Raw genomic sequence first — 23,908 nt, 5'->3', positions numbered from 1 at the left:
GATTTAATGACACAACACCGCAGCGCGTGAAGGGTCGAGGGCGATGAGTCCGGCGAGCAGAGTTTCCATTTCGCTTTGCAAACGGGATTTATCAGACTCTGAGCGGGTGGTTTTCATGCGCATCAGTTTCAGGCGACGGGCTTTTACTTCAAACATTAGCTCGGGTTCCCACTGGGTGAGGGTGATTTGAGACCCGCTGCCGTCAAGCTCGTTCAAAAGATGTAGCGCCATGTGATTTTTACCATATTGCTCGGCAACCCTCGCCATCAGTAACCGCAACAGCCATTGTTGACGCGGCGACTGCATGCCCGGCCGTTTCTGCAGCCATTCCAGTGCGGCTTCAATGCCGTTGCTGTCGGCCTGTGCCAGAGCTTCGGGCTCAAGTTGTAAAATATCCTCATCTGCGACAATTGCCGCTACGGCGGGCGGGCTTCCCCTGTTTTCTGGCGAATCGATAACGTGGTGATTGATCCAGTTCATCGTCACCTCATCGGCGAATGGCGTACCATCGTTGAATGCCAAACTTTCTAGACCGGGCAGTCGAGTTAATAAGGTGTTCAGATCCTGCTTAATGATCTCGGCCCAGTGCTCATAGGGTTCACCGCTTTTAATCAGCGCCTGATGGATATACCACTGCACGTCTAACCACAGATGATTCACTGCTTGCCCAAACAGGCTATCGGTCTGATCCAGAAGCTCGAGCCAGCTTTGCTGTAGGTAAAGTCGTTTGAGCAGTGCACGATTTTCCGGTTTTGGCGGCAATAGCCGAGTGCGTCCGTCAACACCCAGTGGCGGCAGCTTGTGCAGAGTATCCAGACGTACACTTTTCATCAGACGATGACCGGAAAGCCAACCGCCTGGTTGATTACGCAGATATGCTGCCAGCAGCTTGGCCTGATCGAGCAAATCTCGTCCTGAAGTGACAGGGACGAGTGTCAGTGAGTTGCCCGAATTGGAGGCTGAGATGTTGGCAGTACCGATGCTGTTTTGAGGGATTACCGCGTCGGGGCCGCCAGACTGAGCCAGGCGACTTTCCAGCGTGGCATAAAGGATGCCTAAATCTGGCCTGGAAGCATCTTCCCAGCCAGCAGTACTGTCTTCTATTAACGCCATAGCCCCGACAATGCGTTCGAAATCATCTTTGTTCACTTGCGGATAAAGCGAAAGGCTGTCCAATACCCGGCTGCCAGCCAGCCAATCTATTGCCAGCTTGCGGCTGTTGCTACGTTGTGGATGCAGCTGATTGCCAAAGTTCTGCAGCAGCCCGGCCAGCAGAGCCAGCCCTTCGGCCAGACCGATTTCGCCCTGTTGGTGCAACCGTGCCCAGATGTAATAGGTCGCTACTCGAACATCTTTGCAAGTCGAGGTCAGTAGTTTCTCGGCTAACACACAGATTAAATCTGTGTCCGCGCCTGAGAGTTTATTTACCTCCTCGCGCATTTGCTGAAAGTCATCTTGATAGCTGGGATCACTTCCTGTCGGTGAGTGTTCTAAAATTGGAGCAAGCCACTTTTGCCAAAGCAAGATCTGCCGTTGCACCTGCTGAGAAAGTAAGGATCGATCGCCGTTGCAGGCCATCAGTATCGTAGTTAAGTTCGCCATCAGCTTCCTTCCTCTGTTGCCCCAATGCTGAATATTTTTGACGGTAAAACAAAATTACGCAGCTGAAGTAAAGCTAACGGACCTTCTCCGGTCTCGGTTCGCAAGGTGTAATTGAGGGGCCAGCCATCATGAGTTTTCCAGCGAAGATGAAAGCTGCTGTTGACTCCCTGATAGGGCGTTACCTCGGCTTTATCGAGCAGGCGAATCAATCCCCAGGCTCCCTGAAGGTCGGCATATTGCCGAGTGCCTGCCTGAGTGCTTATCCAGCTTAGGCTCGCGCCGGGAGCCTGCGTATCACCCGGCCAGGAAAACCGTTTCCAGTTTGGTAGCTGGTTGTAATAGCTAAGCTTTTGGTTATCGACGATCAAATCTGTCTGCATTATGTCTTTGGCCGTGGCAGGCCGCAGTTCAAAATGGATCTTTGCCTCGCCGTTGATAAAAACGATCTCGGACAGGTAACTTAACGTGTCTATTGCCTTGAGAAATGCAAGGTTGAAAGTAAGCCCTTGTGCATTGATTCTGTCCTGTACCCAGTGACTGCCTTCTTTATGCAGTACGCCGTTTAATCGGGTTTGCAGAAAACGCGTGATACGTCCGCTCTCTCCGTTGAGATAACTCCCCAGCAGTGGAAGCGAGACCTCACTCGCAGTATTTTTAAACGGATAACGTCCACCGAATTTGTTGTTCCAGTCATCAACGATGACTGCCCGCCACTGGGCATTGAGGCTCTCTGCCGCAGGAGTTAAAACCTGTTGCCAAGCCTGCTCCATCGGCTGAACAAACATAGTTTGTCCGAATCCGTTCCATTCCCGGCCGAGGCTAGCAGCCAACAGGCTCCCATAATCGCGGGTTTCGGTAAGATCAATTGCTTTACCTTGAAACACGGTTTGGGCAAGTGTCTGAGTCATGGCCTGAGGATCGGCAGCATTGACCACTTGCTGGAGTTTAAGGCGTACCTGGGTGACGCGGGTCAAAAAGGTCTTCAGATTCAGTGGGATATTGCCCTGCGTGCCGGTCTTGCCATCCATCAGTGAGATAAGCGGACCAAAAGTGGCATCCAGTGGTCCGCGCTCGCCAGACTGCTGGTCGATGGCCGGTTGTTCATCGCGGTTTAACAGGTTTTTTGCCGATTTGACCAGCGAATCTGAGATAGCGGCGCTGGATTGCCCCGTTTTACCCTGCATACGTAGCGTATTCATTAATGCAACCAGCGGTGACTGACGGACGTCGGCTATTAGCGTGAGCTGATCGATAGCATCAGAAAAGGTTTTTGCCTGTTGCCAATGTAGGCCGTTGAGGAATTTTAACCAGCTTGCAGAAAAATCGGCGAAATAGCGGTCTCTGAGCCGCGATTGCAACGCCTCTGGCGAGTCCTGTTCGAGAAAGGTGTTTTTATTCTCGCCGAGCACCCAATCCATCTCCTCGCGGCGATCGCTGCTCATTTTTTCAATCGCCGGTTTAACCGCCTCGTTCCACGCTTTACGGGTGAACTCCCCCGGAACGGCAGTCATTGAAGAGGCGGTAGTGAAAATACGCGCGGCGTCTGTATCGCCGGTCATATCAGCCAGGTTCATATCAACATACTGCTGCGCTACCTTTGCCAGCATCTTTTGATACAGCGAATTTTCACTGTTAAGCAATCCCATTTGACGGACCAGCAGAGTTTGTACCTGATTGACCCATTCTTCATCGGTAGCCAAACGCCATTGTGGATGATAGGGGAGGTTGCGGGCATAGAAATCTAACAAGGGAGGAGCAATGTCTTGCCATATGTCATCAGTTAAGTCTTTGCGCTGCGGCCAGTTAATCAGCAGGGTTTTAGCAAACCAGGAAGCATCCATTTTCTCTGGTTGAGCCAGCATCAAATAGAGTTTTAATTGCTGGTAAGCAGCCTGCAATGGTTGATCACGTGGTGAGGCGGCAACGGGGAGTCGAGCCAAAAAATTGAGATTTTCTTCTAAATGAAGCGCAACTGCGTCACGAATAAGAGGAAGGCCGCTGGCTTCATAATGCGGCCAAAGTGCCGTCAGTAAAGTATCATTCTGGCTTAGTCCAAAGCGGCTATACCATGGCGAACCCTTCAGTTGGCGATACTGCAGGCTGTCGAGTATTTTCTGCACATCAAGCTGCGCATGTAGACGTTCCGAAACGGAGTGAATCGTATTGGCTGCTAGCTTGACCTGCGCTGAGCTGTTGATCACGGCGTGACGGTTAACCGTGAATGAGAGCACCATCCCTACGGCCCAAAGCAGCATTGCTGCTGCAATGATGATTCTCAGCATTTTACCCCATACAAATCCCCGCTTTTTTGCAGCCAGCCCAGTGGGTAATGAGCAAAGAGAATCAATCAACACATCCCAGCGCTTATCTTTTTGCCAATGATGTTTTACGCTACGTTTTGTGTTGAATGATGCAGGACTAAAAATAACGCCAGCGAGTGGAGAAGGGCGATAAGGGTTAATTAATGCCGACAGCGGTTCTGCAATGAAGCCTGAACGATGCGCTAACAGGTCTGCCAACTTTAACAGGAATAAATGTTGAGTACGGTCGCTAACCTGCTGGATCCCTCGCTCAATTAAAGTGGGTACAAGTTCGGCTAGCCGAACGCCCAGCTCCTGTGGATTGCATCCGGCTGGCAGCAAACAGCCGACAGATTGAGTAACGCGATCGGCGTCATTATCTTTAATTGATTGCAAGGACCAGACATACAGCGGCAGTCGCCAGCCGAGCCGTTGGTAAAGATTAGAAAACCCTTGCGCTATGGCATCCATGGTATCAGGTAGAATGGGTTGGTATGGCTCTCCACCTTCGGTTTTTGCATAATGCGTTAAAGCTGATGTCACCCAAACTATGCCGTCCAACGGTCGACGACGTAAAGCACGTAAAGCATTGAACCAGTCAGAGTCTAATGACGTTGAAGGTTCGCCACCCCAAAGCAATATTGTGCGATTCCCCTCCTGCCATAATTGCGAGGTCAGTCCCGGCACGAGAAGTTCCACGTCGGCAGTGCTGCCAGTAAGCAGCAGAATTTGTACCTTACGGGGCCAAAACCGCCCGTAGTTATCGCGTTGAGCCAGAAACAATCTCGTCAGGGTTTCGTGATGTTGCGCTGTTTGAGCAAGACGCGATTCTTCCTGAGGCAAGTTGTGATCCTGTCTGGCTTTGCGGCGGTAATATATCTCTTTTACATTCAATGATATAGAAAGAAAATAACGTGTAATGGCAAGCAACAGACATGCGCAAGTCATTGTTAGTATTTTTTCTGTTGCGGTAGTAATGCCTATGCTTGGGCCGTAATGGTTGATCAGCGCCCAAATAACGGCAATTCCTGCCAGTATTAATGCTAAACGCCCCGTGCGACCGAGCCAATTACCCGATGTGCTCATTTTCACTTCCTAATGTGACGGTACTGACAAAATGCTCCTGCCCCGAAGAGCAAAGCATCAATAGTGACTCATCGCGGAGATTGGCCAGTTCTGCCGCGAGCGCAGTTAATAACCAGGGCGAGGAAGGTCCGGCTATGCCGCACCATTTTTCCAGCAATTCGTTTTCAGTAACTTGCCAGAGAGTTCCATGGATAGAACTGAGAGCAGAAAGATCTGCTGAAAAATCCTCCCATTTCCGGGCATCCCCGAGTATGCGAGATGTATGGCGGGCGGCGGTCTGGGTTTTAATAAACAGGGAGATTTCTTGTTGAAACAACAACATATTTAGAGGCATCGGGCGTAGCAGGCGTACCTGGGCAGGCAACCGGTATTTGTTCACTACGTCATCACTGGTCAGCAGCAGTGCAGCCAACCCATCGGAATAAGACGCTTCACCATTTAACTGTATTATCAGGATTAAATGGACATTCTTAACAGGCTGTTTCAGGCGTTCTTCAACCCAATTCATTGATAAGGCGCTGGTGGCGATAATTTCATCGGGGACTTTATGCTGGTGGAAAAGCGTTGGCCAAAGCATGACCAAAGCCTGAGTCATCGCACTGGAGTCCAAATCAGTTACGAGGGTAACTGCGAGAGGCAGATGGACCGGTAAATTATTTAACTCATTTTTAATACCCGAAATGCACAAATTGATGGTTGCCGCATCACTGAGTGGCAAATCAGCAAGCCGCCGACAGCAGCCCATCTGCCAGGGGATATCGTTCGCCGAGCCATTGCAGATAGTTTCGGCAGTAATGCTGTCAGGTAATGAAATACTACTGCCAAGAATAACAAGGTGGCGTTCCGACCAAGCCTGCCACTGCTGATGTCCAAACTTTGCTTCCTGCTGGAAAAATTTATATTCATCGACTTTCTTGCCCCACAGCCAACAACGAAAACTAAATAGCAGTAGCCAGGCCGCAGGTGGGGTAATTGATAGCCACCAGATATCAACTCTGGTCAGTAGTTCAATTAACTCTGATGCATGTAGAATAAATAGCAGTACTCCACTAAATACTGCCATGACTCCCGCCAGTAGCCATAAAAGGAATAAGGGCGCGGTGGGTAGTTTCGGTGTTATGGTCTCAGCCTTTTGCCAGCCCATAGTTATCCTTTAAGTCTTCTGTTATTAATTAATTACGGCAAAGTATGTGAAGTGAAGTTCTTTTAAGCTAATAAGGGTAATTAACCAAGGGGGGTATTTTTATTAAGGTATTGTTTGTTGATTTTTAATAGTTAATTAGCGATAGCTATTTGGATTTGATATATTTTCATTGAGCCTCATCTTCATATCCTGAAGGGAATGTTATCGGCAATGTCTCCATAGTCGACGGACCTGTTTTTATCACGTTGGTGGCCTTAAGAAAAATATTACCTGAGCAGCCAAGTTCAATATTTCCTCCGCTAAATTTTATATAGGAGCCGCCACAAAGCAGCACCAACTCCTGATTGGCATTTATCGTGATTTTCCCCTCGGAACTACTGATAGTCACATCTTTCTTGGCAGAGGTATTAAGAGCATCGCCCTGGGCCCGAATATCAACTTTGCCATTTCCGGCGAAGAGCTGCATACCTGCATTTCGAGCAAACAGGCTGACAGCATCGCCAGCAGCAACCGTAAAAGATTTAACAGCGCTAATATCAGTATTTTTTCCTGACATCACGGCAACGCTTTCACCTCCGGAGGCAAGGCGAACAGCAGAAAGGCTAACAATACCCACGCCCGCAGGCGCATGAGCCAGAAGGCCGGGCATCTTCATATATTTTAAAGCTTCATTGAGTGACTTTTGGCTATCCATATCGGCCAGTGATGCCTTTGCTGTCTTAACCGCGACCTGCAAATTCCTGGCCAGCGTCAAGGCCTGTTCAAGCTGTTCAATGGCACTGTCCATTTCCAGCATTTTTTTTCCGGCATTGGGCTGTACATCTGCCGTCAATAACAGCCCTTTACCTCCTCGGATGCTGACCCAGTCATCCGAGCGGAGCTCCGCACCTTCGCCTCGTAACTTTCTTTCTTTATCAACAATATGGCCAAGGTTAAGCTGGGTTTTGCCGCCATATACTGTGCTTAGTTTTATATGTTCTTCGCCGCGCTTATCTTCCATCCGCAGCTTGTTAAAAGCAGGGGTACGGATGATATTACGAGTGTTGTTTGTTTCAGTGACGTGGTCGGTATGGCGTGAGTCATGCAGAACATGGGCAATATAAGGGCGATCGGGATCGCCATCGTGGAAAGCTATTGCCACTTCTGTTCCTTGGATCAGTGGAAAATGAAGCCCATATAAATCGCCGCCGTAAGGTTTAGCGAGACGTAGCGGCATGCTTTCTTGCCCCTGAGGCTTATTATCACAGTCTGCATCAAATTTTACCCGATACATGCCCAATGCATCTTGCCAGGCGTAAATATCATTATTCTTTGCACTCGTTACACGCGCAGCCATGGTTCCGCTGACGATGGGCCGAGGTTTAAGTTGTGGCCGCCAGCATAGGGTTTCACTGTAAGGCACGGCGGCAATAGTCACTTTCAAAGCATCCTTTCGACTCGCGCTAAACCCGGTGCGTATGAGCACCATTGGCAAGGAAAGCAAGTCTGGCAGGGATGAAGGTATTAACCTATCAGTCACGGTTAATACCTGGGCCGGCTGTAGATTTGAATCAGTACTGATTGCAGTAATTAAAGTCTGAGCACATAAAAATCGTTCGTGATCCAGCAGGGCAAAGAAATTAGCGGTTTCGGCTGCTGGCTGAGTTTTTTCACCCACTTCCAGATGCCTGGGCTTATAGTGATAAGCCTCGCCATAAGTTATTCCAGCCCTCTCGCCGCCAGTGATATCGGCATTGGTAGACTGCAATAATTTATGGGCTTTACGATGGTTGTAGTCTTTGGCGATTACGCTGGCTTGCACGACACCGTGCCGTACATTTAAACCCCAAATAGAATCAACGCCGCTGTCATTCATCCCTGAAGGGTTGCTCAATGGCAGAGATTTACCAAACTGATATGCACTTTGTTTATCTGCAAAATGCACAACTTCGGTCTGAGTATCCGGCTGTAGGGTAAAGAAATAAAATATTCCCACCTCGGAAAGCAACCGTTCAATAAAGGCAAAGTCGCTTTCCTGATATTGATTTATCTGCTCGCGCTTAGGGTAGTTTTGCTTGAGTGTAAAAGCATACTCCCAGCTTTTAAGGCCGTGCTCTTTAAGAACCAGCTCTATAATGTCTGGTACAGATTTATTGACAAAGAATCGATGAGTACGGAATTGTTTATTTAATAGCGCGAGGAACGGCTCAATGATGATTTCATATTTAACCTGATCACGAGTACCCATTATGCGCTGAAAACTAGTGATAACACCATGAACTATCTTTCCTGTTAATGGATTGAGCAGCCCTCCAACACCCATAGTCAACGTTGCTGGTTTATTTAATAATGATTCGGGATTTAAATCTGTATGGAAAGTTGTAAAACGAATAGTGTAATGATAAAGGGCGCTAAGTTGCTCCAAGCCATTAAAGTCCTCAACGTCCAGTTCGTGAGGGCAAGAGGGAATATTCAAAGTATAACGATTAAGTGTGATTCCTGTGAGTTCAGACAATGAGTTCACTATTGATTTCCCCGTATGGCCTTGATGTTTTTTTATTAAGGAGTGGCGTGTTATAGACTCGGCTGTTACATATTTTCAGACTGATTTTCAAACTCTAACGTTATTCCTTGCTCCTCACACCAGCCAAGAGTTAGCAAGGAGGATTTCCACTGAGTTGGCTTACGGCTTAATAGTTGTTGACTCAGCACTGGCAGAATTTGTTGATTTAGTAGGTTATTGATGTTTCGCGCCCCAGCATCAGGCAGAAGGCAGGCGGCAACCAAAGTATCGTAGAGACGATCTTGAATGATGCATTGCAGGCCATAATGTTTGTTCAGACGTTTTGTAATCTGCCTCAATTTTATTTCAGCAATGTTGCGAAGCGCGTCGGCGTTAAGCGGCCGATAGATTAGGGTCTGAAAACGAGCAAGAAGAGCCGGCTGAAAATGGTTGCGCAGTATCGGATGAATAAGTTCGTGCAAATTACTGTGGGTTGACTCCGGCTGGTCATCGAGCCGTTGCATCAATCGGTCGCTGCCTAAATTAGCTGTCATTAGAATCACAGTATTACGAAAATCAATTTCGCGCCCTTCGCCGTCACGCATTATTCCTCTGTCGAAGACCTGAAAAAAAAGATTAATAACGTCACTATGCGCTTTCTCGACTTCATCAAGCAGCACCACGCTGTAAGGACGTTTGCGAACGGCTTCGGTGAGGATGCCCCCTTGCCCATAACCGACATAACCCGGGGGCGAGCCTTTAAGTTGAGAAACGGTATGAGCCTCCTGATACTCCGACATATTGATAGTTATCAATGATTTTTGGCCACCAAAGAGAGTCTCGGCCAACGCTGCCGCAGTCTTGGTTTTACCTACGCCGCTGGGACCCACTAACAAAAATACCCCTAATGGACCCTTCTCTGAGGTCAATCCGGTTTTAGCTGCACGCAGGCGTTGGGCCATTGCCGTTAGCGCCGCATCCTGGCCTATAACAATTTCGGCAAGATGGCTTTCCAATAGTAGCAAATCACTTTGCTCATCTTTTAGCAGGCTGCCGAGCGGAATACCGGTCCAGTCCGCAATCACTGTGGCGACGGTGCGAGCATCAACGTCGAGCGATAACAGGGGATTATTCCCTTGAGTATCGCTTAACTGCTGTTGCAGTTTTTTTAAAATTCCGGGGTCCGCAGGTTGCTTACGGGCTTCAATAATCAAAGAAATTAGGCGTTTTTCTTCTTTATATTGTTGCTCGGCGGTCTGCTGCTCAGTAGTCAATTCCATATGGCGCTGATCAATCTCTTTCAGGCGGGAACATCCTCGATCAGGCATTAGCCGTTTATCCTGTTCGATGGCTTGTCGTTCCATCTCCAGCGCCGCAAGCCCGGAGTTAATCTGCGTCAGTGCTTCCGGCTGGGCATCTATACTCATGCGCACCCTCGCGCCTGCGGTATCTAGTAGATCGATAGCTTTGTCAGGCAGCTGTCGGCCAGTGAGAAACCGGCGTGAAAGGTTAACTGCAGCGATTATCGCGTTATCAAGAATATGTACACCATGATGCTGAGCGTAGCGACTTTTCAAACCACGCAGCATCATGCTGGCTTTTGCGTCGTCAGGCTCATCCACTTTGACCATCTGGAATCGGCGTTCCAGAGCGGCATCGCGTTCAAAATACTGTTTGTACTCAGACCAGGTCGTGGCAGCAATAGTACGTAATTCTCCCCGTGCCAAAGCGGGTTTCAGCAGGTTTGCCGCGTCTGCGCCACCGGCCAGATTGCCTGCACCAATAATAGTATGGGCTTCATCGATAAACAGCAGAATTGGCGCTGGTGATTGCTGCACCGCTTCGATCACATTCTTCAGACGCTGTTCGAACTCACCTTTGACGCCTGCACCCGCCTGCAATAGACCAAGATCTAAAGTGCGCAGGCTAATCGATTTTAAACTTTCCGGCACATTCCCCTCAATAATGCGTAGTGCGAGGCCTTCGACCAACGCTGTCTTGCCCACTCCCGGCTCCCCCACCAAAATGGGATTGTTTTTACGACGCCGTGATAGGATGTCGATCATCTGACGGATCTCGGTATCGCGGCCAAAGATCGGATCAATCTGCCCAGCTTTGGCTTTTGCCGTGATGTCTACGGTGAACTTGTTTAATATTGCCTGCTGAGACTCGTTTAAGTTCAGCCTATTTATACTGGTGTGCGGTGAGAGTTCATGTTGCGAGGCAAAGGGAACAATTAAATCTGCTGGCTGCTGTAATTCTGGGCGCTCATCCGATTGTTGGTTTAGTAAAGGTAAAAGGCGCGTTATTTGGGCAGAGCTTAGACTGAATAGCGGCCATGTCCCTTCACTGCGCAGCAACTGCGGTTGTGAAACTAATGCTTTCAGTAGATGTATGCTACGGATATGTTTGGCATTGTCCTGTAATGAAGCCGTCAGCCATGCAGACTGCATCAGCGCATTCAATGACTCGGATAAAATCGGCGGGGAGTTTATCGAATGCGCGAGTTGGTCGAGATGGGTTAGTAGATTTTGCCAAAGGTTGTCCATATTCCATTCATAGCGGCGGGCCAAAACGGTGATATCACCCTCGCCTAATTCCAACAGTTTCAGAAGCCAATGCTCAATGGTTATCTCGGCGTGGGCGCGGTTATGGCAGAGAGTGGCGGCCGCTTCAAGTGCTTTTGCACAGTAGGGGTTAAGGCGACGGAGTAGATCGGCTGACTGATTTTCCACACTGTATTCCTTTTTGAATACGCTACCGCCCGTAGCCTTTCCTTTGCAGGAACCCAGGCCCATAGGGTCGATGTCCGAATTATTCCGCTGTTGGCAAAAAGACCTGATTGAGCCGTTTTGCCAACAATAAAAGCAGCAGACGACGAATCGTCTGCTGTGAGGTTTTACGCAGTTGCGCGTTCGTTCCAGGAGTCAGAGTGAATAATGTTGCCGTCTTTATAGGTCCAGGTGATTTTTTCGTAACGTAATTCAATGAGTTCAAGATGGTTATGTTTTTCAAAGGCAGGATCTTTGGTGTCGTGCATTTTTGGCGAGACTTTCACCAGTTTCACGTTCTCGAGCTTGGTTGTGTAATACACCACTTCCTCACCTGAAGAATCGATGCGGTACCATTTAAACTCGGCCGATTTCAGAGTTTGGCCAGTAGTGACTGCTTTGTATAAATAAGGGCTCGAGCAGTCGATTTCTTTAGTGAACAGGAATGGGGTGTGAATACGGGTACCGGTCAGCTTGCCGGTGTTGTTATCTGTGGGGATATAAAGGCTATGATCTTGCGCAACCACTTCGATACTGCCTTCGCGGTCTTTGACTTCCACAGCCCCTTTGATGTTGGTGCCACCGTCGTCTTTTAGCCAAAGATAGATTGGAATTGCCATGATTTACTTCTCCTTGCTGGTTGTTATTCCGGTATCAGAATCTGATGCCAGTTGATGTTTTCTCGTTGGGCAGCCGTTGGCCTGCGTTTGCAGAGTAATTTCGACACGTCGGTTAGCCGCTCGGCCTTCTGTGGTGTCGTTCGATGCTAAAGGGCGTCTGGCGCCATATCCCTTGATAACAAAACAGGACGGTGAGATTTCGCTGGTTGCAAGCATCCAGCTTCTAAGTGCTTCGGCGCGTTTTTGGGACAAAACCTGGTTTTTCCGGGTATCGCCTCTGCTGTCGGTATGGCCTGCTATTACAATTAACTTGCCGGGTTGGGATTGAATGTTGATGAGTGCCTTGATCAATACTTTGTTTGAATCTGGCTTGAGGGCAGATTTGCCGACGTCAAAAAGTGACAGGCTGTCGATACTTAGCGTCTTCGGCTGCTTGTCGTTTGTCTTGATAACAGGTGGCGGCGTTGGAACTGGTAGAGGCGGCGACCCGCTGTTGATAGCCGCGGTGAGCGATGCAATCAGCCGCATCCCTTGATAAAGACCAAGAGACATATTCATTGGAGAGCCATCAAGCAACCAGCTATCCAACAATTGTGCATCCGCGCGAAGCTGCTGCCGGGCCTGAGTTTTAGCGGCTGGGAGAGTACCTGTCAGTCCGTTATATAATGACAAGTGATCGCCTACGCTTTGGATTAGACGCTGGTTATTGAAAAATGAGCCCAATAGCGCAAACAGTAGAAAAATCCCGCCAAGAAGCCCAAAAAGTTGCCAGGTTTGCATCAGTCGTGAGATGGCACGGCGTCGAGGTAAGTAGGGCAGCAGAACTTCAGGCAAGGTTAAAGATGATGGGATACTAGAAGCCAGGATTGGCAAGGATGTAATCGTGGCAATATGTCTCTGCCAAAGATTGCCAGCAGCGCATTGCACCGGCATAAAACAGACGCCACATGCGCAGGGGATAATGGGTAAGGCATCTCCCTGTGGTTGCGACAAGATGCTTTGAATATTAGCTTGGTACCAAGACTGTAAGCTTTCCAACCATAGCGCAATGCTGAATCTTTCCTGAAGGTTGCAAGCAGCCTGATGATGGCTCCATTTCTCCAGTGGGATAGAGACTGAACCCGCCTCGTGAACCTGAATCCCTTTTTGAAAAGGAGTGATCGTATACCAGCGATCTGCCTGCTCGGAAGGGTTTCCAAGAGATGAAATCCAGAGGCTAAACCACACTGGCGGGACGCCGTTTAGCCAACATTTGCACTGTGCGATGCCCCGCTGCCAGCTTCGCAGGGACTGCGCAACCTCATCAATCTCTTGGTGTTGCTCCGGTACGATGGCCATTAATATAGATATTTGGGCTATTAGCGCCGGGCGTTCAGTAGAAAGGATTTGCGCAATAATGGGCAGTTGTTCCGGCGTTTTTACCGGTAAATAAAAGCTCTGAGGAGATTCTCGAAAGAGCTTCAATGTTGAAAAAAGAGTTTTATGGTCGGCACAAACTAAAATGACCGCCCCCTGAAAATCCTCTGGCGGCAGAAGTGAATTTCCGAAATGCTGGTGAGCAACTTTGTGAAGACAATACCTGCGCCACTGAAAGTAACCGGTCGTAATGCTGATTGTGGCCGTCAGCAGGCTTAAAACTATTTGGTCACTGGCAGGCAAAATCCAAATGCCGAGAATTAGCCATAGCGCAAGGCTGGTCCCAACAAGCAGCATTATTAATCGGATTGGTCCACTCATCTGCTATTGGCTCCCGATCAGTTGCGTCACCATGTGTGCCAAGGTGGTGGAGAGTGTTAACCACAGTGCAAATAGAGCTGTTGAACCTGCCGCCCATAAGAGCCAGTAATTCCTTGGACTAGAGTACAAATGCGATGGGCATGATATAACCGGCATTTCCTGTGAAGTCGTAAATGGGGGGACTAGCTTGCTTAACTTACGAACGATATCTTCTCGGCGCTGATCTCCTGTATGTCGATAACAGCCGGTAAATCCCAGGGAGAGGGCACGATAAAAACAGGTCAGTACTGCCGTATCAGGCGTTGGATCCTTTAAAACAGTGCGAATACGTTCCCAGAGTTCTTCACCGGCGTTGAGGGTATTGAAGTAGCGCGCCTGAAGCGGGTCTTGCAGCCATTTATTGTAACCGCTGTCCTTTTGTTGCCTGTTTAGGACACTTTCATCCAACAACGCGCACTGGGTATAAAGCATATGGTCGCAGCTGATATTGCTAAAACCAGCTTGCGATAAAGTCTCGCGAGCGATGTCGATCCACTCGCAGGCGCGTTGATATAAAGCTTCGCCATCTTCAATCTCATGGCCATTACGTAACTGGCTGACCATTAACCAACATGGATAAAACACCTTATCAACCATGGAGATATTTATTTTGCTCATGAGCGCAGCACCGCGAAGAGTTCGAGTTTAATATCCCCCAGGGAACCGGGTGTATAAAAAGCGCAATTGCCGGCATCCAACATGGCTTTGGCTTCAGGGCTGCTCAGGTTTAGAGCAAAGTATTGATTTTCAAGGCGTAGCGGGATAGCTGCCGGAACGTGGGACAGTGCCTTCATCACTACACCGCTCAGCGCAATGTTGACCACGTCAGTCACATCTTCAAAGCTGCCGGCCTTACATAGCAGTGGGAACTGTGTCTGCAATAGGTGATTTGGGATTGAAGAGCGAACTGAAAGATAGAAATCGGCCTCTTCCCGCAGGCGGGCATCAAGCAGAGAACTGGTCCAAAATTGGCCTTTGTGTACCAGTTCGATTACCACCATGCGCGAAGGTAGACTCGTTTCGAGCAGGGCATCGAGCAGGGCAAAAAGAGGTGGGAATACCTTTTCTGGCGTTGTGTGGAGGTAAGGTGGGATGTCCTCTGATTTATGCTCAAGAGAAAAGGTCAGCAGGCTCCCGGCAAGGCGAACCAGTTCACGGTAAAATAATTCAGGGTGCCGGAAAGGAGTTTGATAAAGTTCTCTTAATACCGGCTCGGTGCTATTTAACGCATTGAGCAACCAAAACAGTGAGACATCTGCTACGGCAAAGTCAGCCATACGCTCATTGCTCTCGCGGCGCATGGTCATCAGGCGGCCACGGCGCGCCTGCAGACGATGTAGTAAATCTCCTAATCCGTTCAATACGACCTGACTAGCTGCTAGAGACAGCATAGGCGGGATGAAATTTTCATCCTGAACCCACAGGCTCTGGACATTGCGTTTTAATCTCACGATAGGACAGATTAAATAGGCGCTGTTTTCCTGGTGGGCAAAACGCAGTGTGATAGCGTGGCGCATGACTGCCAGCTCACTTCGTTCATGCCCGGCAAGCTCCTGTACTGTTATCCACTCTTGTTGCCAGCGACGGGGGCGTTCGCTATCTTGCCCATTGTCCAGATTGCCGCCATTGGCTGAAAGTAAAGGTAAGGCCAGCACCACGTCAACGCTATCAAGATTTGAAATTTTAGAAAGATCACATGCAGGAGGCAGGTTATCGGCCAATTCGGTGTCTATTTGTGTACCATCGGGAAAACGAACTACAAGTTGCAGCGCATTTAGGCGCTCCAGCGCCAGTGATCCACTGTCAAACGTTGCTTTGATCACTCCCCAGGGATTAGCGAGTGCCATATGTGCAATGCCGTCTGCGACATAGGCATCCCAACGAGCCTGTTGCTGGAATTGCTGTGGAGTCAAAAAAGCCCCGTCGTTCCATAACGGACGAAAAATTTTCATTGTATTCCCGCTATGCCTTTGCCTTTGGCATTTGAGAAACCAGCGACAGGTTCACGTCCATGCCTTCAACCTGAAAGTGCGGGACGGCATAGAGTTTTACTCGGAAGAAACCAGGATTGTCCTCGATATCTTCGACCGTAACTTTTGCATCACGCAGTGGATGCGAAGCCTGTAAGTCGTCGCCGGGATCAGTCATTTCAGTGACCAAGGTTCGCACCCAGGTATTAAGTTCAAGTTCGAGCAGGCGGCGATCTTTTGTCGTACCAATGTTTTCGCGCTGGATAAGCTTGAGATAATGCGCGATGCGCGATAGTAGGAAGACATAGGGCAGACGCGAATTTATCCGGCTATTGGCGGTTGCATCAGCAGTGTCATAAATTGCCGGTATCTGTGCCGAATTTGCAGAGAAGAAGCACGAGTAATCGCGATTTTTGTAGTATGAAAGAGGGATGAAACCCAGATTGGAAAACTCGAATTCACGAGTCTCTGAAATCATGACCTCAGAAGGAATTTTTACCTGATTACCCGTTCCTAAATCGTAAAGATGAATGGGGAGATCGGTGACTGCGCCACCCGCCTGTGGACCACGAATTTGTACGCACCAACCATTTTTAATGAAGCTTTTCATCATGTTGGCCGCAAAGGCAAAAGAGGCGTTAGTCCAAAGATATTTCTGATGATCCGGGCCTTTGACTTCTTCGACGTAATTGAAACTGCGCACTGGCAAAGTATCGGGTCCGTAAGGCAAACGGCCCAACACCCTGGGCATAGTCAGGCCGATATAACGAGAGTCATCTGTATCTCGAAACGCTTTCCACTTAATGTATTCCGCGCGTTCAAAGTAATTGCCAATGTCTTTTATTCCCGCAACTTCTTCCATTGATTTTTTTAGAAAGAATTCAGGGCCTACTGATCCAATGAAAGGCATATGTGCAGCGGCAGAAACTTTTGAAATATTTTTAAGTAATGCAATATCTTGTGGACTGGCGTCAAACTCGTAGTTTGAAATGACAGAAGCAATGGGCTCTCCGCCTGGCGTATCGTATTCCTGGATGTAAGTATGGCGATACATCCCGCTCTGAATTATTTCAGGGCAGTCCTCGAAGTCTTGGCGCAAGTCATTTTTCGATACGTCGAGTAGCTCAATTTTGACGTTCTGACGAAAGTCGGTACGATCAACCAGAAATTTTAGACCTCGCCACCCTGACTCAACTCTCTGAAAATCAGGATGATGCATAACCACATCTAATTGAAGGCTGATTTGCTCGTCGAGCATGGCTATGTGGCCATCCAATAGTGTTTTATCCAGACGATCGACTTTTTGGCCAGACTGTTTGAGGCGTTCCAGAAATACCTGAACCGCAGCAGTAACGCGTTCATCGGTAGTGACATCAGACAAAGCCTGATTGTCCTGAAAAAGGTTAACGTCACCCAAACACGACACGGGAGTAAGATTTATTTTTTTAAACAGAGACACATAAACACTTTCGGTGTCTCCAATTTCCAGAAGGCTGGTTTTATTTTGTGGTGTATTTTCTGCAATAACAGACATGAGCATCCTCCGGTGTAATCCGGTTCAGTCAGAGTTAGGCGTTATCAGGGGCGAGTGCCGCCAGTTCATTACGTAAGTTTTCGCTCAGTGCATCGTCTTTGAGGATTGCCTCAAGTTCTTTTCGAAAGGTGGCGTTATCTAAAAGATTAGATTTGAGGTCACGTAAAAGATTGCGCATTGCTAGCATTACACGCAGATGCGGAATTTGGCGGGCAACTTGTTCGGGTTCGAAATCTTTCATATCATTGAATATAAGAGAAATATTTTCTTCACTGTGGTTGCCGGCCTGAGTGTTTTCTACAGTTAGATTCAACGATGGACGATATTCGGCGAGTACGCTGTTAAAGTTGTTTTTATTAATATTTACCTTATCGCGATCTGATAACAAACGTTTCTCTTTGCCATTACTGTAATCACCCATAATCATTAATTTTAAAGGTAGCTCTGTTTTTTTATTTTTTCCGCCTGTGTGTAGGTCAAGTTTAATATTAACGCGTGCTTTAGGGATCTCATTCTGGAAGCTGTTAGTCATAGTTAGTCTCATTTCCTGTAATTAAAATAGTGTTTTCTCGACGTACTGGTAATTGGTATTTTTGCTTCATGTCTGGCCATGGCAGAAAATTAATTTAAATACGTTCACTACAATAATGCGAGATGGCTGACTTGTGGCCTTATAATATTCCTCGATTGCAATTAATCAATATCGGCAAGTTTAATGTAATAAAAAAGTTAGGTTACTGTTATGAAATAAAAGGATTTTATTTTTAAAAGTTTTTTTCAAAAGGGTTTTTTATTTTTTTAAACATTGGTTTTTTAGAAATGGTTTTAGTTAATGGTTTTTTGAGTATTTAGAATTATATTTATTACTTTTCTATTGGTGGTTTATTTCCAATAAATTTCTTATTTTGCGGTTTTATTTATTTTTTCAAAAGGAGCGCTATTGTTTTTTTCTCATTGTTATGAGATATAGGGTCTGATTGATTGGATGACTGTTGTGTAAGAGGGGAATACCACCTTTGAGCAAGAGTTTATTATTAATTAAACTACGTTTCCAATTTAAAGAAATTATTTGCTGTTATGTAGCCGTCTGAGGGTGCCATTAATATTAAATTTTTTTACCGAATAAATTATATCTTAAGTCATTCACTAACAATGCGAACGAAAATACGACTCAAGTCTACCCATGCTAAAGCATGCTGATCAAAATTCTCGTTACTCCATCGTATCGCAGTTTACGAAACAGGTTTTCATTGTAGAATGTGGAAGCGATCAACAATTGATCTCGTATCCAAACATTTCTGTTTACAAAACTTATCCCGACCCAGCTTGTTGATTCCACTCAATATGTCAAAAAAAGACTTTCCATGACTACAGCTCTCAGGCACATAACGTTAGAAGGTTTAGGCATAACTGATTTTTCAGCCTGCTACACTTATTCCCATTCGAGTAAAAAACCAGAGGCAAAGAATAAAGATGGCGAGCAATAAAGCGGTCAACGCAGGATTACCAGAGCCAACACGAACTTTACTGTTGAGCGGTGATAACGTTGAGAAAAAACGCGAAGAAATTTTGACCTATTTTAACCAGACCTGGGAATTGTACGAGAGCCTGTTCGAATGCCTGACAGACGAGCGTGCCTACTTCACGAAGGCGATTTCCCTGCGTCATCCACTGATCTTCTATTTTGGTCATACCGCTACCTTTTATATCAATAAATTGATGGCTGCGGGTCTGATCGATGAGCGAGTCGATTCGCACATCGAAGCGATGCTGGCCATTGGCGTTGATGAGATGAGCTGGGACGATCTGGACAACAGTCATTATGACTGGCCATCGGTTTGCGAATTGCGCGACTACCGCGGTAAAGTCAATCGCCGTGTGGTTGAACTGATTGAAACCATGCCGATAACACTGCCGCTGGATTGGGAAAGTCCGGCGTGGATTATCATGATGGGCATTGAGCACGAGCGAATTCATCTTGAGACCTCGAGCGTGCTGATGCGTCAGTTGCCGATCGAGTGGTTGCAGCCACAGTCTCATTGGCCAGCCTGCCAAAAAGCTCGTACCGATCGCACGGCGGTGCCTGAAAACTCATTAGTATCATTGCCGGAAACTGCGATCACGCTGGGTAAAACTGATGATACCTACGGCTGGGACAACGAATACGGTAGCTACGAGAGCAAAGTTAGCGCGTTTAAAGCCAGTAAAATGCTGGTTAGCAATGCTGAGTTCTTCGAGTTTGTGCAGGCCGGTGGTTATCAGGACTCGCAATGGTGGGATGAAGAGGGGCAAGGTTGGCTGTCATTCTCTAAAGCAGAAATGCCAACATTTTGGGTAGGTTCGATAACTGACCCTGCTAATCTAAAATTGCGTCTGCTAACGGAAGAAGTGGCGATGCCATGGGATTGGCCTGCCGAGGTTAATCAGCTCGAAGCCGCGGCTTTTTGTCGCTGGAAAGCGGATGAGACTGGCAAGTCAATTCAGTTGCCAACGGAATCTGAATGGTACGTGCTACGTCAGCAGGTTGAAGGCGATCAGACCGACTGGCAGAAAGCACCAGGTAATATCAATCTGGCCTGGTGGGCGTCGAGTTGCCCGGTAGACAGTTTCGCGCAAGGCGATTTTTTTGATATCGTGGGCAACGTCTGGCAATGGACTACGACGCCAATCAGCGGTTTTGACGGTTTCAAAATTCACCCTCTTTACGATGATTTCTCAACTCCGACCTTTGACGGCAAGCACGCTATCATCAAAGGCGGCAGTTGGATTTCAACCGGTAACGAGGCGCTAAAGTCTGCACGTTATGCATTCCGCCGCCATTTCTTCCAGCATGCCGGTTTCCGTTATGTGGTTTCCACGCATCAGGAGAAAGTTACCATTAATCCTTATGAAACCGATACGCTGGTTTCCCAATATCTTGATTTCCAATATGGTCCAAGCTATTTCAACGTGGCGAATTATGCACGGGCGCTGGTTGATATCGCCGAGCAAATTGTTGAGAAACGCGGTTCGGCGCTGGATATTGGTTGTGCGACCGGACGTGCTAGCTTCGAGCTGGCCCGCACTTTCGATAAAGTCACTGGAATGGATTACTCTGCACGATTTATTGACGTAGCTCTTTCCTTGGTTCGTGGTGAAGAACGCCGCTATCTCATGCCGGAAGAGGGCGATCTGATGCAATATTGTCAGGCAAGCCTGTCTGATATTGGTATTTCGGCAGATCAGGCGGAGCGCGTGAATTTTGTGCAGGGCGATGCCTGTAATCTAAAACCTCAGTATCAGGCTTACGATCTTGTGTTGGCATCCAATCTTGTGGATCGCCTGCGCGAACCTAAACGCTTCCTGCGCGACATTACTACTCGTATTGTCAGCGGCGGTATTCTGATGCTGTCTTCTCCTTATACCTGGCTTGAAGAGTTTACGCCTAAGGAGAATTGGATCGGTGGTGTACGTGAAAATGGAGAGGCGTTAACCACCTATCAGGCATTACAGCGATTGCTGGCGGCTGATTTTGTTGAAGTTCAGACTCCGGTTGATGTTCCATTTGTTATTCGTGAAACGGCTAGAAAGCACCAGCACACGGTGGCACAACTGACCGTTTGGCGTAAGCGTTAAAATTAGCCGGCTCAATACTGTTGAGCCGGCACTTAATTATCAGGTTTTTCTCAGAGTTTCCTCAGGCTTTTCAAGTTTCATTTCTGCTTAAACTAAGCGGCTTCTTCAAGCACCGTTAAAATCGACACTCATTTATTTATTCTAATCATCAGGTAGTAGAATTAAACAGTTTCAATGACAAATGAAAGGTAATCAGAATTCACTCCTATAAGAGATAATGAATTATCTTCCCATCATATTTTGCTAATTATAATCTGAATATAATGTGATTTTTTCATGAGTAATTGAGATGTGAAGTAAAAGTAAATTACATGTTTTCATTATCTGATAAAACCCTGAGAATGTGACCTGTGTCCATGGCCCAGGTGGAGCGGATATGATATGTTCCAAATCAACTTATTGGCTCTAGTGATAAATTAACTAAATCTGATAATTAAAAATTTTTTAATTATCAGATTTACATTAAGAAAAAACTCTCTTGTACGCAGACTGAATTAAGGATTTTTTATGGCAAGTAATAAAGTGCCCTTGCGAGAGGGGATTTATTATAATTCGACATTTTCGTGTCTGGAGAGCACCGCCGGTGATATTCACCTAACACCCAATGAAAAAAAGATACTTGAAATAATATTGGATAAGCGCGGGCGAAAAGACACCATCATTGACGAAATATGGCATCAAAAAGGCATAGTAGTTAGCGAGTCTAGTTACCATCAGTTAGTGAAAATGTTGCGCAGGAAATTTACAGCCGCGGGTTTACCCTCTTCTTGTCTTAAAACCATACCTCGTTATGGCATTGTGTATGTCAACGAGGCGGTGATAAAACCTGAGTGTTTGCCTGACACCTACCGCTGTCTCCCGACTGCTATCAAGGAGCTGCTTCCTTACGGAGCAGGGGGGGATGTCATCACGCAGGCAAATTTTTTTGCCCCGCAATATCTGGGGCACAGCAAGTTATCGTCCAGGTATTTTACTGTTTTCATTATATTTACTGCATCTTTATTCATGTTTGCCTTGCTCTCAAACACTTTCTCGTCGAATTACTTCAAGCAAATAAAATATCTCAATCAGGTGAATTATTACATGGCACCTTCGGCGCAGGTATCTGAGGCAATATGGCAGCGAATTGAACAACATATTTTACCAATGACGCGTGAGGTTTATGTTGCATCCAACGGTCCAAAAATGTGGGTAGCCTACTGTGAAAAGAGCATCTATAAGGATAACGCGCCTTGCGCTTACGAACATTTTTCTATGTATTAGCAGCCGCAATGGCATTAACGTTGGCCGGATATTTTATCAGCGTCAAACTGTTCCTCAATAACGCTTTACCCAATGTGCCTTGCAGCATGGAGATCACCCATGGGGAATTCATCAATGATCAATATAATCATTACCAGTTCAACGGCAGCATCACGCTGTGGTTGAAATCTAATATGATCACAATTTTTGGTGTCTATGATACTCGCGACGGTAAGAAGCAGCTTAATCGGAGTTTGATGCTTGAGCGTGTTAGCAAGCAAGCTAACGTTTTAACGGCCTATGTTAAAGCCGCCAATATCGCTCCAGGTGATGAGCTTCACGACATAGGGAATTTTTTTGCAGCCAAAGATCAGTCTTTGACCTTCCATTTCCATGAAATTAAACGAGGAGAGTATCTGGTCATGATCAATAATAACTGGGTCTCGCTCTGTAAAGAACATTGAGCAAAGTAAAAGGTTGTCGAATGAGTTCAAGACGATTCACTACCTTAATGTGATTTAATATTTTTAAGGCAAGTTATTTTTGACGAAAATAGCAGGGGGATTCGCCATAAAACTTCAGAAAAGCACGGCGCATCACTTTAACCCCCTTAAAATCCACACAGGCTGGCAATCTTGTCGAGTGACATCCGCCCCTGAATCACATGATTACGAGCAACCTCGGCACGAATTTGCGCAATGGCTTTAGCGGGGGAAGTGCCGGTTTCCTCTTTGAACAGCCGGCTAAACTGTCTGGCGCTAAGATTAGCTAATTCTGCTAATTGCGTGATTGAGACCGTGCTGCAAAGATTTTGCCTGATATAACGTAATGATGAGTTAATTCGCTCGCTATTGCCGTGACAGGAGAAGTTTTGTAATACCGCAAGTTGGCTATTATTTTCATATTTATTAAATAATCGTTCAATAATATTCATCAAATGCATAGCTTCAGCCGCACCGGATTCTTCTTCAATAAATGTTAATATCAAATCGATACCTGCCCAGTGCCCGCTTGCCGCCCAAACATGATTATTATATATCAAGACCGATTCTTTTTTTAGATCCACATTCGGCATTGCGTTATCAAACGTAGAAAGCTGATAACGCTGATTTTCCTTTTCCGCTGAAGCTAAAAAGGAAAGTGGAGAAATTAAACCCTTAATCGTAACAGGTTCAATGCCAAGGTATTTTACCTTATGACTACTGTCATTCTTCAGATCGGCCAGGGAGATATTATTCCAGGTGGGGTAAAAGCTTCCTGGGTTTTCCATAATAAACAAGCTATTGAGCAAGGATAGGTTTTTGCTGGTCGCGGGGCTGCACTCAACCGGAAGTTGGCAGGCGCTAAAAACAGTTCCCCCATCGGATGAAAACAATTTAAGCTGATAGCGCTTTTTTTTCATTCTAATTGAGTTGGCTAAATCCAGCGCGGCGGATAAACGTGAAAGTGTTAACATATTAAATCCGTTGGAAATAAAACAGCCGATTTTTTTCATTATGGGCGCTCTGATTAGCTCAAATCATCCAGTATGAGTGACTTGTTAATTTACGTTTAAGGTTTAATCAATATTAACTAATAGCGATGGTTTTATATGAATCATTATTTTTATTGATAGGATAGTAATGTGGAATGACTCATTTCGTCAATATTGAACGCCCCTACTGTTGGCTGTATTTATTTATCACGTTGTGGTTTGGTTTATCAATGTGCGCATCATCACGCAATAATATATAAATCTCGGCAATAATAACTTTGCAATTATAACG

General features: G+C 46.7%; 15 protein-coding genes. 3 read left to right on the top strand and 12 right to left on the bottom strand.

Annotation, left to right across the window (positions count from 1 at the left end):
- Nucleotides 1-3: 3 nt before the first annotated feature.
- The 11 genes from tssA to tssB form a co-directional block, all read right to left on the bottom strand.
- Nucleotides 4-1,602 carry a type VI secretion system protein TssA gene (gene tssA / locus AB3G37_RS21675; protein ID WP_369789059.1) on the bottom strand — a complete coding sequence of 533 codons (1,599 nt, stop codon included), beginning with the start codon at nucleotides 1,600-1,602 and terminating at the stop codon, nucleotides 4-6.
- Nucleotides 1,602-4,988, bottom strand: coding sequence for an ImcF-related family protein (locus AB3G37_RS21670; RefSeq protein WP_369789058.1), 3,387 nt, complete (start codon nucleotides 4,986-4,988; stop codon nucleotides 1,602-1,604). The genes tssA and AB3G37_RS21670 overlap by 1 nt, the downstream gene beginning before the upstream one ends.
- Nucleotides 4,972-6,132: a type VI secretion protein gene (locus AB3G37_RS21665; RefSeq protein ID WP_369789057.1), complete on the bottom strand. Its 1,161-nt coding sequence runs from the start codon at nucleotides 6,130-6,132 to the stop codon at nucleotides 4,972-4,974. The genes AB3G37_RS21670 and AB3G37_RS21665 overlap by 17 nt, the downstream gene beginning before the upstream one ends.
- 166 nt (nucleotides 6,133-6,298) lie before the next feature.
- Nucleotides 6,299-8,635 (bottom strand): type VI secretion system Vgr family protein, encoded by a 2,337-nt coding sequence (locus AB3G37_RS21660; protein WP_369789056.1) that lies wholly within the window; start codon nucleotides 8,633-8,635, stop codon nucleotides 6,299-6,301.
- A gap of 65 nt (nucleotides 8,636-8,700) precedes the next feature.
- A complete protein-coding gene (gene tssH / locus AB3G37_RS21655) occupies nucleotides 8,701-11,349 on the bottom strand; it encodes a type VI secretion system ATPase TssH (RefSeq protein ID WP_369789055.1) in 2,649 nt (882 codons plus the stop codon).
- A 164-nt stretch (nucleotides 11,350-11,513) separates the two neighbouring features.
- On the bottom strand, nucleotides 11,514-12,005 hold the full coding sequence (locus AB3G37_RS21650; RefSeq protein WP_009634799.1) for an Hcp family type VI secretion system effector: 492 nt from the start codon (nucleotides 12,003-12,005) through the stop codon (nucleotides 11,514-11,516).
- A gap of 3 nt (nucleotides 12,006-12,008) precedes the next feature.
- On the bottom strand, nucleotides 12,009-13,742 hold the full coding sequence (locus tag AB3G37_RS21645) for an OmpA family protein (RefSeq protein ID WP_369789054.1): 1,734 nt from the start codon (nucleotides 13,740-13,742) through the stop codon (nucleotides 12,009-12,011).
- A gap of 3 nt (nucleotides 13,743-13,745) precedes the next feature.
- On the bottom strand, nucleotides 13,746-14,399 hold the full coding sequence (gene tssL, locus AB3G37_RS21640; protein WP_369789053.1) for a type VI secretion system protein TssL, short form: 654 nt from the start codon (nucleotides 14,397-14,399) through the stop codon (nucleotides 13,746-13,748).
- Nucleotides 14,396-15,733 (bottom strand): type VI secretion system baseplate subunit TssK, encoded by a 1,338-nt coding sequence (gene tssK, locus AB3G37_RS21635; protein WP_369789052.1) that lies wholly within the window; start codon nucleotides 15,731-15,733, stop codon nucleotides 14,396-14,398. Before tssK ends, tssL begins: the two co-directional genes overlap by 4 nt.
- A gap of 10 nt (nucleotides 15,734-15,743) precedes the next feature.
- A complete protein-coding gene (gene tssC, locus AB3G37_RS21630; RefSeq protein ID WP_369789051.1) occupies nucleotides 15,744-17,291 on the bottom strand; it encodes a type VI secretion system contractile sheath large subunit in 1,548 nt (515 codons plus the stop codon).
- Between the two features lie 28 nt (nucleotides 17,292-17,319).
- On the bottom strand, nucleotides 17,320-17,817 hold the full coding sequence (gene tssB, locus AB3G37_RS21625; RefSeq protein ID WP_009634792.1) for a type VI secretion system contractile sheath small subunit: 498 nt from the start codon (nucleotides 17,815-17,817) through the stop codon (nucleotides 17,320-17,322).
- Nucleotides 17,818-18,758: 941 nt separating this feature from the next.
- On the opposite strand from tssB, the gene ovoA reads away from it, so the two are divergent.
- The 3 genes from ovoA to AB3G37_RS21610 all read left to right on the top strand — a co-directional run bounded on the left by ovoA (nucleotide 18,759) and on the right by AB3G37_RS21610 (nucleotide 22,606).
- On the top strand, nucleotides 18,759-20,900 hold the full coding sequence (gene ovoA / locus AB3G37_RS21620) for a 5-histidylcysteine sulfoxide synthase (protein WP_369789050.1): 2,142 nt from the start codon (nucleotides 18,759-18,761) through the stop codon (nucleotides 20,898-20,900).
- A 507-nt stretch (nucleotides 20,901-21,407) separates the two neighbouring features.
- The gene (locus AB3G37_RS21615; protein ID WP_369789049.1) at nucleotides 21,408-22,163 is read left to right on the top strand and encodes a transcriptional regulator; all 756 of its coding nucleotides are present in this window, start codon (nucleotides 21,408-21,410) and stop codon (nucleotides 22,161-22,163) included.
- Nucleotides 22,164-22,171: 8 nt separating this feature from the next.
- Nucleotides 22,172-22,606 (top strand): hypothetical protein, encoded by a 435-nt coding sequence (locus AB3G37_RS21610; protein WP_369789048.1) that lies wholly within the window; start codon nucleotides 22,172-22,174, stop codon nucleotides 22,604-22,606.
- Between the two features lie 146 nt (nucleotides 22,607-22,752).
- On the opposite strand, the gene AB3G37_RS21605 is transcribed toward AB3G37_RS21610, so the two are convergent.
- Nucleotides 22,753-23,637 (bottom strand): helix-turn-helix domain-containing protein, encoded by an 885-nt coding sequence (locus tag AB3G37_RS21605; protein ID WP_369789047.1) that lies wholly within the window; start codon nucleotides 23,635-23,637, stop codon nucleotides 22,753-22,755.
- Nucleotides 23,638-23,908 lie beyond the last annotated feature (271 nt).

This window comes from Rouxiella sp. WC2420 (assembly GCF_041200025.1).
In the GTDB taxonomy this organism is placed as follows: Bacteria; Pseudomonadota; Gammaproteobacteria; order Enterobacterales; family Enterobacteriaceae; genus Rouxiella.
The sequence above is the reverse complement of the archived record's forward strand: the minus strand, read 5'-3'. Positions and strand labels throughout refer to the sequence as shown.